Genomic DNA, 14,591 nt, shown 5'->3' with positions numbered 1-14,591 from the left:
TTGGAAAAAGGATTTGCAACAACTAATTAACAAACAAGCAAAATTTCAATGTTGCCGTAAGCTTTTGAAGAGTAAATAAACTGAGTGATTCTAAGAAGTGTTATTCTTCAGCAGGCTCCCAAAGTTCAACTTTGTTTCCTTCTGGATCCATAATCCAGGCAAACAGCCCAAATTCGGTATCTTCGACATCTCCAATCAGGTTAATCCCTTCAGACTTTAATATCTCGACCAGCGCCTTTAGATCATCCACAATAAAGTTGAACATAAAGTTTTTCTTGCTGGGCTCAAGGTATTCAGTATCATTATCGAATGGACTCCAGATGGTATATCCTTTTGAAGGGCGTTCGGAGTTACTGTTCCAATTAAACGTATATCCGCCGTAACTTTCGTCGATTGGGATATGAAGATGTGTTTTGTACCAAGAGGCTAATTCTTTGGGATTTTCAGCTTTGAAAAATATTCCGCCAATGCCTATAACTTTTTTCATAGTAACCTCTTAGGTTGATTAAAATGATGTAACTATTGCGACATAGGCAAGTGTAAATGTTGCTGTTCAGGAGTTTTGCAATGCTTTTTTGCAGGCTTCTAAATCTTTCTTTGCCGGCTCATAATCGGGTTTGATTTCAAGACACTGCTCAAAATAAGAAATGGCCTCTTCGTATTGTTCCAGGTGTTTCAACAAAAAGCCGATATTATTATAGGCCTCGTGAAATTCGGGTTCCAATTCTATCGCTTTTTTGTAGCAGCGTCCCGCTTCCAGGCTATCATTGTTTCGCAGATGATGGTTACCTAAATTGAAATATCCCATGGGATCTTCGGGATTTATCTCAGTGATGTGCTCAAATAATTCTCTCGCTTTTTCATCTTCATTAGCCAACTCATAAATGTCAGCCAGATTATTTAAGGCCGGCACATAATCGGGCTTTATATCCAGTGCATTCATGTAGTGATTGATAGCCTTTTCAATATCCTTTTTTTCATAAAAGGTATTGGCTAGGTTAAAATGGATCTTGGCAGCTTTGGGTTGTTGATTGAGTGCCTGTTGATAGTATTCAATGGCTTGATCATAATCTCCGAGCATGTGATATCCAATGCCCAATTCGTTGAGCAGGTCGCCATCATTGGGCGAATTTATCCAGCTCTTCTTTTATTTGCGTGATCTGTTGTTCAATTTTTTTCATAGTTGCATAAAATAAGAAAAGCTGCAGATGAACTCATTTCTAAAAAGAACCTAATTTGGTGTCCCTATAAACTGGAAATAGTTCCAAAGTCCGAGATAGGCGTTCTGGAAATTTGTTTGTATGGATTTAAAATTCTTTTCTAAAAAGGGATACAAATCACCGGTAAAATCCACATGATTCATTCCCATCCATTTTCTGAACCAAGAAAAGGGAGAAGTATAGAAATCGACTACGGCAAGATATCCGTTTGCCCTGAGATCATTTTTTAGTCTTGTTATTATTTGTGGATATCCTGCTGCCATCATGGTAAGCGAGTAGGAGAGTAAGATCAGGTCGTAGTTATTTTTATTTAGATTGCCAGCACCATAACGAATTTCTTGTAAGGTTTATAGAAGGATCCGTGATTTTTTTCCGGGCTTTTTCGAGCATATCAGGAGAAACGTCAATGCCGGTAATGTGTGCCTCAGGAAATCTGCTTTTTTAGCTGAATTAGATTTTTGCCTGTGCCACATCCTACTTCTAAAATTTGGGCATTGGCCGGTAAGGCGGGAATTTGTTTGATTAGTTTCGTTCGTCCGAATAAGAAACTCCATCGGGTGGCGTCATAAATAGGGGCATGGAGCTGATAATATTGCGCTACATTTTTCACGTGTTCCTCGGCAACTGGAATTTCTGATAGGTTGTTCATAATACGGTGGCAAGATGTGTAGATTCGTAGGTCCCAACGCGATCTTTTTTGTGCAAGGGTTCTGTTAATTCAGGATGAAAACTAATGTTATCAAAGACAAACTCCGGCAGGAAATTGGGCTCGGGCATGGCTGATCGAAATAATATGCGAGCACCACTTTGGGCATGGTCCAATATTTGTCTCCATTGTTTGGCAAGTTGATCAGGTTGCGTAAATGCCATCCAGTCCTGATGATCCAATAATACAAAATGCGAATAGGTTGTGTCACTTTGTTGTAGGGCTTTCAACAGGGAGGAGGTTTGGGTTTCAATCCGATGAATCCGGTTTCGTAAAATCCGGAAGTTTTTTTCAAGCAGATAGTTGGGGCAGCAATCAGGAGTATAGTGTCCCGTGAGATAAACGCGCCAAAAGTAATTATCTCCGATTGGTAACTTTGTGAACACCTGTTGCAAAGATTGACGAATAAATTCCAGTAGTCCGTCTTCGTACTGCTGTTCAATCATCTTGCGTTGACTGGCCGGAACGCCAAGCATTGTCATGGTAGCGTGACGCCGAATTAGCCATTCCGAAAAGGGGTTCCAGAGCTGGGGTTCAATTTCATGGAAATAATATGCTTGTTCTTCCAAATTTTTGGCGGATAAAAGATTTTCGACAGCTGACATTAATTCTTTTCGTTGAATCTGGTTAAAAACAGTACGCGCGATCTTTCCGGAAGTACCGCTAAAGTAGAAGCTGTCATTTGTCGATCTGGGACTAAAATTGTGGATGTTTCTATCCCAGAATTGCTGGGCTGGCTTTGGTAATAATGTTCGTAATTGCTGATGATAGATGATTTCGGCTCCGGATTTTCGTCCTTCTCCAAAAAAGTCCCACAAGATGGTATAGTTGCCATTTTTAAAAATAGCTTTTTTAAGTTCCAGCAAGGCATTTTGGGCGGGATTAATATCTACACATTGAATATGTTGAACATCATCAAGCAGATAATCAAGTGCGTTATCACCGGCGCTGGTAAGCATTAAAACATTACTGCTGGAGTCCAAGTTTAGGAGTTTTCGATCGATCCGCGGGTCTTCCCAGCAGGTATTATATACCAGGTTGCCCGAGGTGATCGTATCAAAGATACGACGCTGTATCTGTTGTACAATGTCGGATATTAATTTCATGGACGGAATAAAACTAACGTTTGCATATGTAAATAATATGAATCCTCTATTGGAGTTTTAGATAGTAAAAAAATATAATTTAAAAATGTGATTCGGTGCAGAATTTGTATCTTTGAGTAACCCTAAAATAAAGAATTACAACTATGGCTGATAACAAGAATAAATCAGAAGAGAAGAGTGAAGCAAAAACCGAAGAGAAAAAACGCGAAAAAATTAAAGGTTATGAAAAGCTGATTAATCGGTTGAAGAAAGAACGAGCCGAACTCGAGGACGAAATAAACAGAGATTATCGCGAAGCACGGCGTTATGTTCGTTCTCATCCCGAAGAGGGCGTGCTTATAGGTTTTGTAGGTGGTATTGCTTTAGGGTATCTCCTGGGCAAACTGGGACGAAAGTAAAGGTAGTAAAATTTTAAATTTGAACACAAAGAAGGATTATTGTGAGTACTACGACGATCAATTCGGAACAACTTGCTGAATTATTTGAGCGCGTGGATGCGCTCAGGGGGTATCTTTGACTATGATCAGCGTAAGGTAAATATCATCGAGCTACAAGAGCAGACGCAGGATCCCAATTTCTGGAATGATCCCGACGAGGCCCGTCGAATTATGAAAAAGCTGGATCACGAAAAGAATATGGTCAAAAGCTGGGATCGTCTGGATGAACTGCGCGAAAGCATTAAAGTCTATCAGGAATTTTTGGATGAAGGTGAAGAGGTAGGAGATGAGTTGCAACAGGAGATCAAAAAACTTGAGAAAGGAGTTGAAGATCTTGAGCTGCGAAATATGTTGCGTGGCGAAGATGACCATCGTGATGCTATTCTTACGTTTAACCCGGGGGCCGGCGGTACCGAGAGCCAGGATTGGGCCGAAATGTTGTATCGCATGTATACCCGGTGGGCAAAGAAGCACGATTACGATATTTCAGTAATGGAGTATCAGGAGGGCGATGTTGCTGGATTGAAAAGTGCAACGATACAGGTTGAGGGAGAGTTCGCTTACGGATTTTTGAAAGCCGAAAGCGGTGTTCACCGGTTGGTACGTATTTCTCCCTTTGATAGCAATTCGCGTCGACATACCTCATTCTGCTCAGTATTTGTATCACCTGTAGTGGATGATACCATTGAGGTTGATATTGATGAAAGCAAAGTTGAGCTGCAGCGCTTTCGTGCCAGCGGCGCGGGTGGACAGCATGTGAATAAAACAGAAACCGCAGTTCGACTTATTTGGGAAGGAGAGCTATCCGATGGTACCGAGCAGCGGGTTGTATCGGAGTGTCAGCAGGAACGTTCCCAGAAACAAAACCGTGAAAAGGCAATGACGCTGCTTAAGTCAAAAATTTACGAGTTGGAAAAGCAGATCAAAGAGCGTAACAAGCAGAAGCTCGAAGATTCGAAGAAGGATATTGAGTGGGGATCACAAATACGTTCGTATGTATTTCATCCCTATAATATGGTGAAAGATCATCGTACGGATTACGAAACTTCTAACACCGATGCAGTCATGGATGGCGAGCTCGATGAGTTTATTAATGAGTATCTGCTTTCGATATCTTCATCAGATAAAACGGAATAATGATTACTGTAGGCATTACCGGAGGTATTGGCAGTGGCAAGTCCACGGTGTGTAATGTTTGGGCTAAAAAGGGCGCTTATGTCTTAAATGCCGATGATCTTGCCAAGCAGGTGATGGTAACTAATGCCGAGGTTAAACAGCAACTTGTTGATCATTTTGGATCAGAATCATTTTTGGACGATGGGGAACTAAATACAAAGCATTTGGCAAAAGAAGCGTTTGAAAAAGGGCGTGTTAAAGAATTGAATGCTATCGTTCATCCGAAATTGCCTGCGGCTGCATCCCAAAAGATAGAGGAAGCTGAAGCACAGGGATACGATATATTTGTCTATGAAGCCGCTTTATTACTGGAAAACTTGGAGCCCGGTTCGCTGGACTATATTGTACTGGTATTGGCTGACGAAGACCATAGAATTAAGCGGGTAAAACAGCGGGATAACAGCTCTGAGGTGGAAATAAGAGGGCGAATTGAAAAACAGCGCAACTTTGAAAAAGCGACTGACCGCGCCGATTATGTTATCCGTAACAATGGAACACTTGAGGAACTGGAAAAGAAAGCCGAAATTATATACCAGAATTTTTTAAACTAATAAGATAATGAACAAGAATTTCAATCATATAAAATTGGTTATTCACAGAGGGAAGCTATGGTAGATCGGAAAACAAATCGCGTTATAACGCTGGAAGAATATATTATTCAGGGACAGAATAAATTTCCCGGTGCTACGGGAGAACTCTCTCAGTTACTTCGCGATATTGGATTGGCCGCAAAAATAATATCAAGAGAGGTAAATAAGGCAGGTATCACCAATATTCTCGGCGAAGACGGAACGACCAATGTACATGGTGAATCAGTAAAAAAACTGGATCTTTTTGCTGATAAGCAGCTTATATCAGCCTTAAATAGATCTGAAATAACGTGTATGGTTATTTCAGAAGAAAATGATGGCATTGTTGAGTTGGATAATGATGGTGGAAAATATATTGTGTATCTCGATCCGCTGGATGGCTCTTCTAATATTGATCTGAATGTTTCGATTGGAAGTATCTTTTCTATTTATATGCGGAAGAGCTCTGCTACCGATAAGCTCAGTAAAAAGGATGCCTTGCAGTCGGGGGTAGAACAGGTTGCCGCCGGATATGTATTATATGGCTCAAGTACGTTGATGACATATACAACAGGATTGGGAGTTTCGGTATTTACCCTTGATCCAAGTATAGGTGAATTTATTCTTTCGGATGACGATGTTAAAATACCTGATCATGGTACCATTTACAGTGTGAATGAGGGTAGTTATCAATCCTGGGATGAAGGACTCAAGCAATATGTAAAGTATTGCCAAGTTGAAGACCCCGATACCAGCAGGCCTTACAAGGCGCGGTATATCGGTTCAATGGTGGCCGATGTGCATCGTACGCTTATCACAGGTGGCATTTTTATCTATCCCAATAGCAGTCAATACCCAAATGGAAAGCTTCGGCTGATGTATGAATGCAATCCGCTAAGCTTTGTGATAGAGCAGGCGGGCGGAATGGCGATTGATGGGGAAGGGCGTATTTTAGAAATTGAGCCTGAAAGTATCCATCAGAGAACGCCTATTTTCATTGGATCAAAAGAGAATGTAATGAAGGTGAAAGAGTTTCTTGAAGAGTACAAGCAAGAAACGATTGAGGCATAAGCCGCTGTACTGGATTTTGAAATTATATGATCCGGTATTAACGGTTGGGTTAATTTTTAGAAGCTTACTTTTGCCCCTTCTTGGATGTCATGAGAAACAGCAAATCCGCCATTGGTTTCTATAACGTATTTTGCCGGCTCCTCTGATTTAAAACTTTTTTCGGAAAAGGGCTGGGCACTATGGTGGATGCGTACAATTTCATAATTTTCATTAACAAACATAATATCCAGAGAGAGAGGAGTGTTGGCCATCCAGAAGCTGCGGGGTTGGTTTTCATCAAAAATAAACAGCATTCCTTTGTCGGATGGCAATTCTCGCACATCCATTAATCCTTGATTGCGTTCTTTGTTGTTATCTGCTATTGCAACGTCAATGGTAGTCAGCGTGTCTTCATCGGTATCTAAAAAGGATACCGATCGCTCATAAGTAAGCTGACGTCCGGACTGTTCCTCAGTATTCTTCGTATTCGATTCCTTCTGGGCTTGAGAACACGCGCTGCTCAGAATCGCCATTATTATCACGAGAAGTAACGTTGAAGGTAGTTTCATCAGTTGATCCATTGATTTTATAAGTTATTGAGTAACTGCCGGGACTCAAGTAGGTGCGTATTTTTTCCTCTTGATTCTCCTCGACAAGCAGATTCCAGTTAAAAGTATTAAAGCCATAAGTAGCTTTATCTGTTAGTTCTTTAACGACTTTGCCATCTTTATCTTTTACCGTAATAGTGAGTTCCTGATCGTCAATGTTCTCATCACCGATCCAGTACATCCATTCCACGCTGGGTTCATTAATCTCACGGTAGGGTGCCGGACGTTGTCCCCAGTTCATCAGAATTACGGACGTCGTCGGTTGCCAGGGCTAATATTGTTTGATCCCTGTTTTTAGCCACATCATGCAATGGCTTAATATCCATGACGTAAACGCTGCGTCCGTGGGTGCCAACGACCAACTCATGGTCACGGGGATGTACCACCATATCATAGGAAGCAACGTTTGGTATTCCGTTGATTAGGAACCATTCATTACCGTCATCAAAGCTGGCATACGTTCCATGATCAAATCCGGCGTACAGGATATCGGGATTTGCCGGATCCTGAGCGATAACATTGGCCACATCTTCAGGAAGGTTGCCTTTAACTGAGGTCCAGGTCTCCCCATAATTGGTGGTTTTGTAGACGTAGGTCTTGAATTCATCATACCGATACCCATTCAGCGAAGCGTAGGCCGTGGCCGGATCGTGTGGTGAGGCCTGCACTTCACTGACCCAGCGGCGCTCCGGCAGATTTTCGGAAACCAAATTCCAGGTTTTGCCGCCGTCCCGGGTTACCTGGATGTTGCCGTCGTCGGTACCGGCCCAAATCACGCTGAAGTCTTTGGGGGATTCTGAGATTGTTGTGAGCGTAGAGTAAGGCACATTGCCGTTGGGCAGGTCTTTGGTTAGGTCGGGGCTGATTGTGGTCCAGGTTTCGCCGCCGTCCATGGTGCGATTAATCTTCTGGGATCCGAAGTAGAGAATCTCCGGATTGTGATTACTCATTTCCACCGGTGTATTCCAGTTGAAGCGGTAGGGAGCTTCACCGATATCATGTTTTGGGGTAATCTTGCTGTAATCGCTTTTTGATTGGTCGATGCGAAAATAATTGCCAAACTGGAAACCAGTATAGATGATATCGCTGTTTTCGGGATGGACTGCTACATGCATGCCGTCACCGCCAAAGATTCGCTCCCAGTGCTCTCCGTCATTGGGCGATCCTTTGGAGGAGCCGGTAAAGACGCCGTTATCCTGAAGACCTCCATATATATTGTACGGCTTTTCCATATCCACTGCTACGGTATAAAACTGCCCAACGGGGGCTACGTTATGATGGATAAAATTGCTCCCCCCGTCATGGCTTTCGTACAGGCCACCGTCATTTCCAAGTAACAGGTGATCAGAATCGGTGGGGTCGATCCACATGGCATGGTGGTCAACGTGGACATCCTGATTTTCGGCAATGGCTTTCCAAGTTTTACCGCCATCGGTAGACTTAAGCATCGGTACGCCCATTATATAGAGGGTGTTGGGATCGCTGGGAGAGACGCGCACTTCGCCGAAATAATAGCCATAGGTGTATATCAGGTTTTCCAAGTCGTAACTGTTAACCTTTTCCCAGCTTTTTCCGCCGTTTTCCGAACGGTAAACCTCGGCCCCGGTAATGCTGGTTTTAAACAGTGCCTCGTTGGCATCGCCGAGATAGTCGGCCAGAGCTTTTGGATTGTACTTTCCTTCGCGAACATCGGCTTTAATTTTTTCAGCAGTGTATTTCTTTTGAAAATCATTACTGCGCAAAAAGTTATTCAGTTTTTCGTTCTCAAGTGCCAGAAATTTGTCTCGACTCATGTCGACAAAGTCTGCCTGTGTAAGTTTGTCCTCATCCAACTCTTTTTTGGTCTTGCTTTCTTTCTGATTGTCCAGGAAGGCATACATGATATCGGGATTGCTTTTGCTTACATCAATACCAATACGTCCCGTAAACTTCTTATCGGGAAAGCCTTCCATGGATTTCTCCCATGTTTCTCCTCCATCATTGGATACATAAATGGCTGATCCTTCACCGGATTCTTTAAAGTTCCACGCCTGCCGGTAGCGCTCCCAAGTTGTGGCCCATAGTTTATTGGGATTTTCGGGGTGGCGCACCAGGTCAATAACACCGGTACTGTCGGCAGGGCTTAGCGTTTTGTCCCATGTTTGGCCGCCATCCGTTGTTTTATATACACCTCGAAACTCATTCATCGAGTAGAGGGGGCCCATACTGGCAACCCATGCAATATCGGGGTTTTCGGGATGTGTGATAATTCGACCTATATGTTGCGATCCGCGCAATCCGGCAAATGACCATGTTTCTCCCCCGTCATCACTTTTGTAGACGCCGGTACCTGCGTAGCTCGATCGGCTGCTGTTATTTTCGCCAGTACCTACCCATAGAACATTTTTGTCTGCTTCTGATATTGCAATATCTCCAATGGTCAGTGTTCCCTGGTGATCGAATATAGGCTCCATGGAGTTGCCACTGTTCGTGGTCTTAAAAATGCCGCCTGAAGCATAAGCTACATAGAATTTCCTTGGATTATCCTCTTGGACTGCCAGATCCGTGATGCGTCCGCTCATTACAACCGGTCCAACATTACGAACAGGATACTCCTGAAATATCGATTGCTGGCGCATATCCTGCCGGTGTTCGATAGATTGTGCCCGTTCTTCTGAAGTAGTTGCGGGAACATCTATTTGTTGAGCCTGTAATGTGCTAAATCCCCAAAAGACCCCGAGAATTGTCAAAGCGTATTTTAACATGGTGGATAAGAATATTTGTTATATAAGTACTATTTGGTCGTTATAATTATAGAAAAGCTAGTGCAGAAGTTTTATAAAAAAATTTAAAATAGCGGATTCATATTCCTCATAAAGGAAGGTCGTATTATATAACTGCAACAGTTGTTTTTTAGACGTATTAACGGTATCTTTGATTGCTTAAAAGTGAGCGCCGAAAGGTCCTCACTTTTTTTTGTACCTAAAAATAAGAAAAATCGTGCAAAACGAAGTTACAAATAAGATTTCAGAACTTGCAGAATCAGTGTTATCAACCACTGATTTCTTTCTGGTTGATGTTGAGATCAAAGGCGGGAATACACCCGAAATTTGGGTGTCGATAGATGCCGAAGATCGCGGTGTAAATATGGATGAATGTGCAGAAGTAAGTAATGAACTTAGTTTTTTGATGGATGCGCACGATGTGTTTTCTGGCACATATCGCATCAATGTTTCATCACCGGGATTAAGTCGTCCGCTGGTAGATCGCCGTCAATATCCTAAAAATGTGGGACGTAAAGCAAAGTTTAAGTTTAAAAACGACGGTGAGTACACTAAGGTTGAAGGTACATTGAAAGGAGTTGACGATGATCATGTTGTTGTTGGAATGGATGATGAGTCAACAAAGAAAATTTTATTTGACGACCTGGTAGAGACAAAAATAATTCCTTCATTTAAATAATTTTAAGCAGACAGGAGCTAACTGATGTCAAACGATATTTCAAAACAAATTATTCAATCTTTCGCCGAGATTGCCAAAGACAAAGATATTGATAAGGATCTTCTTCTTTCTATCCTCGAAGATGTTTTTCGAACCATGATTCGCAAGAAATATGGTTCTGATGAAGCTTTTGAAGTTATTTTGAATGCTGATCGCGGTGAAGTCCAGATTCTCCATATTCGTGAAGTTGTGCCGGAAGAGGAGCTTACGGATGAAGTGCAGGAGATTACACTGGAAGAGGCCCAGGAGCACGATCCTGATCTTGAACTCTATGATGAGTTTGCACAAGAACTTGACATACGCGATTTCGGACGGCGCGCCGTAATGATGGCGCGACAGCAATTGGCACAGCGCATCCGCGAAATTGAAAAGGATAATGTATTTGAAGAATATTCTGACCGTGTTGGTGAAATTGTTCTGGGAGATGTTTACCAGATTCGTAATCATGAAATGCTAGTGAATCATAATGGCGTAGAACTTACTCTTCCCAAAGATGAACAGATCTACAAAGATCGTTATCACAAGGGTGACACCATCCGCGCAGTTGTAAAAGAAGTCAAGCGCCACCATGGGAATCCATCGGTAATTATTTCGCGCACTTCGCCGCTATTTTTGGAGCGTTTGTTTGAAAATGAAATTCCCGAGGTTTTTGATGGAATTATTGATCTTGAACGTATCGCCCGCGAACCTGGCGACCGGTCAAAAGTAGCCGTAATTTCACACGATGAGCGCGTGGATCCTGTTGGGGCATGTGTAGGAATGAAAGGAGTTCGTATTCATGCTATTGTGCGTGAGCTTCAAAACGAAAATATTGATGTCATCAATTACACTGATGACAAGCATGAGTTTATTAAGCGAGCACTACAGCCTGCAAAAGTGTTAAGCGTCGAATTAAGTGATGACGGCAAACATGCGAAGGTGTTAGTACCGGCTGATGAGGTTTCAAAAGCTATCGGTAAAGGAGGTGTAAATATACGCCTGGCTTCAAAACTCACCAATTGCGAAATTGATGTTTATCGCGAAGTGGAAGAGGAGGACGATATCGATCTTGGTGAATTTGAAATCGATTTTGGTCCAGAAGTGATTGAAACGCTCCACGAAATTGGCTGCGATACGGCAAGACAAGTATTAGAACTGGATGAAGAAGAAATCGTTCGGCGGACAGAAGGTAAAATTACTGAAGATCAAGCCGAGCGCATCATCGATATTATCGCATATGAATTTGATGATGAAGAATAATTGAACTTACATTTCCAAGAATCCTGTTTTACCTTATACTAAAGGTTCCCAATTAGTGTAACAGATAATAACGAACGTACTTTTTCAGAAACAAATATATATGTCCAAGAAGACAAGAAGATTATTCAAAGTAGCATCTGAATTTAATGTCTCTACCACCTCTATAGTAGATTCGTTATCGGATGAGGGCTTTGATATTGACAATAAACCAAATTCCAAGATTACGCCCGAAATGTACGAGGCGCTGGAAGAAGTTTATGGTGTTGATAAAGAAAAAAGTAAAGAGCACGAGAAAGCGAAGGAGGAGTATGAGAATCGCCGAAATCAAATTCGTGCCAGCCGTAATCAAAGTGTTTCTGTTGAAGATTATCTGGAACCTCTTGAAGATGAGGACTTACCAATTGAACCTCAGGAGGAAGAAGAAATAGAGGGGATCAAGCCAAAAGATGAGGAACAGCCTGAACCTGAAGAAGAGGTTGAAGAAGAACCTGAAAAAGTTGAAGCATCGGAAGAAGAGCCGGTTGAAGAAGTAGATGAGACTGAGGAAGAAGATGTGAAGGTTGAGGCTGAAGAGGATTCCGAGGAGGAAGATCAAGTTGATGAAGAAGTTGAAGAACCTCAGGAAACGGTAGAAGCCAAAGAAAAGGAAGATGCTGAAGAAGAAAAGGAAGTTACTGAAGAAACGGATGAAGAAGAGGATACTTCTGTAGAGGAGCCCGAAGATGAAGATACTGACGAGGAAGAAGAAGACTCCGAAGAGGATGAAGAAGTAGAAGAGATAGAAGATGAGGATGAAGAAGATGATGAGGATGAAGAGGATGAAGAGGATGAAGAAAAAGAGCATGGTGTAATTCGGGGACATGCCGGTCGATTAAAGGGAACAAAAGTCGTTGGAAAGGTTAAAATTGATGAAAGTAAGCCTAAGCGGCGTAAGAAGCGTAAGCGTAAAAAAGATCGTCAGGAAGAAGAGGAGCAAGGATCAAATAGTAAATCAGCCAAGCGCGATAAGAAGAAGAGTAAAAAGAAGGGAGATAAGAAGAAGCGACGTAAGCGTGGAAGCCGTGTTGATGAAGAAGATGTAGAACAAAAAATGAAAGAGACGCTGCAGAAAATGCAGTCGTCTGAAACAGTTGGTAGTAAGCGTCAGAAGCGACGCCGCCAACGAAAAGAAGAACGCGAGGAAGAAGAGCAGCTGCAGCAAGAGCTCGAAGAACTTGAAGATCAGATCATTGAAGCTACTGAATTTATTACAGTCAGTGATTTGGCTGAACTAATGGATGTAAAAGCCAATGATGTGATTACGACCTGTATGGACCTCGGTATGATGGTGTCTATCAACCAGCGATTAGACGCCAGCACTATTGAGCTTGTTGCTGAAGAATATGGCTATGAAGTTGAGTTTGTTGATGCTGATGATGCTATTGAAGAAATTGAATTAGAAGAGGATGATCCCGAAGATCTTGAACCGCGTGCTCCTATTATTACGGTAATGGGACATGTTGATCACGGTAAAACTTCTCTGCTTGATTATATTCGTAAATCACAGGTTGCTGAAGGTGAGGCCGGTGGTATTACCCAGCACGTTGGTGCTTATGAGGTAACAACTGATGATGGGCGACCGATTACGTTCCTTGATACCCCGGGTCACGAAGCCTTTACCGCAATGCGTTCGCGTGGTGCGCAGGCTACGGATATTGTAATTCTTGTAGTTGCAGCCGATGATGCGGTGATGCCGCAGACGATTGAGGCGATTAATCACGCGAAGGCTGCCGGAGTTCCAATTATTGTAGCCATCAACAAGATGGACTTGCCTGATGCAAATCCCGATAAAATTAAGCAGCAGCTTGCCGAGCACGATGTAATTGTCGAAGAGTATGGCGGGACGAACCAGGTTGCAGAAGTTTCTGCAGAGACGGGTAATGGAATTCCCGAACTGCTTGAGAAGGTTCTTATTGAGGCCGAATTGATGGAGTTGAAAGCTAATCCCAATCGAAATGCTGATGGCGTTGTTCTTGAGGCTAGGGTTGATAAAGGAAAGGGTATTGTTTCAAATATCCTTGTACAGAATGGTACGCTCGAAATTGGTGATCCATTTGTAGCGGGGCCTTGCTTTGGTAGAGTGCGTGCGATGGAAAACGAACTCGGAGAACGAATTGAATCTGCAGGTCCTTCTACACCACTGCAGTTAACAGGATTTGATGATATTCCACAGGCTGGTGATAAGCTTGTGGCCCTCGATAATGAGAAAAAGGCGAAAGAGATTGCTAATCAGCGACAGCAGATTAAGCGCGAGCAAGACCTGCGTCAGTCCAAGCATATGAGTCTTGATGACCTTTCACGTCGCCTTGCACTGGGTGAGATTGAAGATCTCAATCTTATTATCAAGGCCGATGTTGATGGCTCGATTGAAGCACTTTCCGGCGCACTGCAGAAACTAAGTAACGAGGAGGTTTCTGTGAACATTATTCATACCGGTGCCGGAGCAATTACCGAATCTGATGTACTGCTTGCATCTGCTTCGGAAGCAATTATTATTGGTTTCCAAGTGCGTCCGACTTCCAATGCGCGTAAATTAGCTGAAGAGGAAGAGATTGATATTCGACTCTTTAGCGTTATTTATGATGCTGTTGATGAAGTTAAGGATGCAATGGAAGGTATGCTCTCACCCGAAATTAGCGAACGACTTTATGGTAATGCAGAGGTAAGAGAGATCTTCAAAGTTTCCAAAGTAGGAACTATTGCTGGATGTTATGTGACTGACGGTAAAATAAATCGCAATAATCCGGTCCGTGTAGTACGCGACGGAGTTGTGATCTATGACGGGGAAATCGATGCTCTGAAACGCTTTAAAGATGATGTTAAAGAAGTGAAAAGCGGATACGAATGCGGTATCAGTATTGTGAATTATAATGATATCAAAGTTGGTGACGTTATCGAGAATTATGAGGTTGTTGAGGAACGCCGAAGTCTCGAAGATGTAAAAAGCGACGATAGCTAAGG

The 14,591-nt window shown here is 42.6% G+C and carries 15 protein-coding genes; 7 read left to right on the top strand and 8 right to left on the bottom strand.

From position 1 onward, the window contains the following. Positions 1–100: 100 nt before the first annotated feature. The 5 genes from U5J89_RS07955 to U5J89_RS07935 all read right to left on the bottom strand — a co-directional run bounded on the left by U5J89_RS07955 (position 101) and on the right by U5J89_RS07935 (position 3,032). A complete protein-coding gene (locus tag U5J89_RS07955; protein ID WP_322575076.1) occupies positions 101–487 on the bottom strand; it encodes a VOC family protein in 387 nt (128 codons plus the stop codon). Positions 488–553: 66 nt separating this feature from the next. Next, the gene (locus tag U5J89_RS07950) at positions 554–1,111 is read right to left on the bottom strand and encodes a tetratricopeptide repeat protein (RefSeq protein WP_322575132.1); all 558 of its coding nucleotides are present in this window, start codon (positions 1,109–1,111) and stop codon (positions 554–556) included. A 120-nt stretch (positions 1,112–1,231) separates the two neighbouring features. Further along, the gene (locus U5J89_RS07945; protein WP_322575075.1) at positions 1,232–1,486 is read right to left on the bottom strand and encodes a hypothetical protein; all 255 of its coding nucleotides are present in this window, start codon (positions 1,484–1,486) and stop codon (positions 1,232–1,234) included. Positions 1,487–1,644: 158 nt separating this feature from the next. Continuing rightward, on the bottom strand, positions 1,645–1,869 hold the full coding sequence (locus U5J89_RS07940; protein ID WP_322575074.1) for a class I SAM-dependent methyltransferase: 225 nt from the start codon (positions 1,867–1,869) through the stop codon (positions 1,645–1,647). Then, a complete protein-coding gene (locus tag U5J89_RS07935) occupies positions 1,866–3,032 on the bottom strand; it encodes a BtaA family protein (RefSeq protein ID WP_322575073.1) in 1,167 nt (388 codons plus the stop codon). Before U5J89_RS07935 ends, U5J89_RS07940 begins: the two co-directional genes overlap by 4 nt. Positions 3,033–3,175: 143 nt before the next feature. Between U5J89_RS07935 and U5J89_RS07930 the strand changes: the two genes are divergently transcribed. From U5J89_RS07930 to fbp, 4 genes are all read left to right on the top strand, one after another. Next, on the top strand, positions 3,176–3,430 hold the full coding sequence (locus U5J89_RS07930; protein WP_322575072.1) for a hypothetical protein: 255 nt from the start codon (positions 3,176–3,178) through the stop codon (positions 3,428–3,430). 56 nt (positions 3,431–3,486) lie between these two features. After that, a protein-coding gene (gene prfB / locus U5J89_RS07925) for a peptide chain release factor 2 (RefSeq protein ID WP_322575131.1) occupies positions 3,487–4,606 on the top strand; the annotation gives its coding sequence in 2 pieces (ribosomal slippage) (positions 3,487–3,546 and positions 3,548–4,606; 1,119 coding nt in all). Continuing rightward, positions 4,606–5,196: a dephospho-CoA kinase gene (coaE, locus tag U5J89_RS07920; RefSeq protein WP_322575071.1), complete on the top strand. Its 591-nt coding sequence runs from the start codon at positions 4,606–4,608 to the stop codon at positions 5,194–5,196. The genes prfB and coaE overlap by 1 nt, the downstream gene beginning before the upstream one ends. 57 nt (positions 5,197–5,253) lie before the next feature. Beyond that, entirely contained in the window at positions 5,254–6,285 is a 1,032-nt protein-coding gene (gene fbp, locus U5J89_RS07915; RefSeq protein WP_322575070.1) for a class 1 fructose-bisphosphatase, read from the top strand. Positions 6,286–6,341: 56 nt separating this feature from the next. On the opposite strand, the gene U5J89_RS07910 is transcribed toward fbp, so the two are convergent. The 3 genes from U5J89_RS07910 to U5J89_RS07900 are packed head-to-tail and all read right to left on the bottom strand — an operon-like array spanning position 6,342 to position 9,616. Then, positions 6,342–6,797: a DUF192 domain-containing protein gene (locus U5J89_RS07910; RefSeq protein WP_322575069.1), complete on the bottom strand. Its 456-nt coding sequence runs from the start codon at positions 6,795–6,797 to the stop codon at positions 6,342–6,344. After that, positions 6,736–7,113, bottom strand: coding sequence for a hypothetical protein (locus tag U5J89_RS07905; RefSeq protein ID WP_322575068.1), 378 nt, complete (start codon positions 7,111–7,113; stop codon positions 6,736–6,738). Before U5J89_RS07905 ends, U5J89_RS07910 begins: the two co-directional genes overlap by 62 nt. Then, the gene (locus tag U5J89_RS07900; RefSeq protein WP_322575067.1) at positions 7,079–9,616 is read right to left on the bottom strand and encodes a WD40/YVTN/BNR-like repeat-containing protein; all 2,538 of its coding nucleotides are present in this window, start codon (positions 9,614–9,616) and stop codon (positions 7,079–7,081) included. The genes U5J89_RS07905 and U5J89_RS07900 overlap by 35 nt, the downstream gene beginning before the upstream one ends. Positions 9,617–9,851: 235 nt before the next feature. Here U5J89_RS07900 and rimP point away from each other — a divergent pair, with 235 nt between their 5' ends. From rimP to infB, 3 genes are all read left to right on the top strand, one after another. Then, complete coding sequence (gene rimP / locus U5J89_RS07895; RefSeq protein WP_322575066.1) at positions 9,852–10,313, top strand: ribosome maturation factor; 462 nt, start codon at positions 9,852–9,854, stop codon at positions 10,311–10,313. 24 nt (positions 10,314–10,337) lie between these two features. Next, positions 10,338–11,591 carry a transcription termination factor NusA gene (gene nusA / locus U5J89_RS07890; protein ID WP_322575065.1) on the top strand — a complete coding sequence of 418 codons (1,254 nt, stop codon included), beginning with the start codon at positions 10,338–10,340 and terminating at the stop codon, positions 11,589–11,591. A 100-nt stretch (positions 11,592–11,691) separates the two neighbouring features. Next, the gene (infB, locus tag U5J89_RS07885; protein ID WP_322575064.1) at positions 11,692–14,589 is read left to right on the top strand and encodes a translation initiation factor IF-2; all 2,898 of its coding nucleotides are present in this window, start codon (positions 11,692–11,694) and stop codon (positions 14,587–14,589) included. Positions 14,590–14,591 lie beyond the last annotated feature (2 nt).

It is taken from the genome of Fodinibius sp. (assembly GCF_034521915.1).
Lineage (GTDB): Bacteria > Bacteroidota > Rhodothermia > Balneolales > Balneolaceae > Fodinibius.
This window is presented reverse-complemented; position numbering and strand designations above follow the sequence as displayed.

Coding starts and splice junctions, on each gene's coding strand:
- U5J89_RS07955 (WP_322575076.1), bottom strand. CDS start 487: ATGAAAAAAGTTATAGGCATTGGCGGAATATTTTTCAAAGCTGAAAAT.
- infB (WP_322575064.1), top strand. CDS start 11,692: ATGTCCAAGAAGACAAGAAGATTATTCAAAGTAGCATCTGAATTTAAT.
- U5J89_RS07930 (WP_322575072.1), top strand. CDS start 3,176: ATGGCTGATAACAAGAATAAATCAGAAGAGAAGAGTGAAGCAAAAACC.
- nusA (WP_322575065.1), top strand. CDS start 10,338: ATGTCAAACGATATTTCAAAACAAATTATTCAATCTTTCGCCGAGATT.
- U5J89_RS07935 (WP_322575073.1), bottom strand. CDS start 3,032: ATGAAATTAATATCCGACATTGTACAACAGATACAGCGTCGTATCTTT.
- coaE (WP_322575071.1), top strand. CDS start 4,606: ATGATTACTGTAGGCATTACCGGAGGTATTGGCAGTGGCAAGTCCACG.
- U5J89_RS07905 (WP_322575068.1), bottom strand. CDS start 7,113: ATGAACTGGGGACAACGTCCGGCACCCTACCGTGAGATTAATGAACCC.
- fbp (WP_322575070.1), top strand. CDS start 5,254: ATGGTAGATCGGAAAACAAATCGCGTTATAACGCTGGAAGAATATATT.
- U5J89_RS07940 (WP_322575074.1), bottom strand. CDS start 1,869: ATGAACAACCTATCAGAAATTCCAGTTGCCGAGGAACACGTGAAAAAT.
- U5J89_RS07910 (WP_322575069.1), bottom strand. CDS start 6,797: ATGGCGATTCTGAGCAGCGCGTGTTCTCAAGCCCAGAAGGAATCGAAT.
- U5J89_RS07945 (WP_322575075.1), bottom strand. CDS start 1,486: ATGATGGCAGCAGGATATCCACAAATAATAACAAGACTAAAAAATGAT.
- U5J89_RS07900 (WP_322575067.1), bottom strand. CDS start 9,616: ATGTTAAAATACGCTTTGACAATTCTCGGGGTCTTTTGGGGATTTAGC.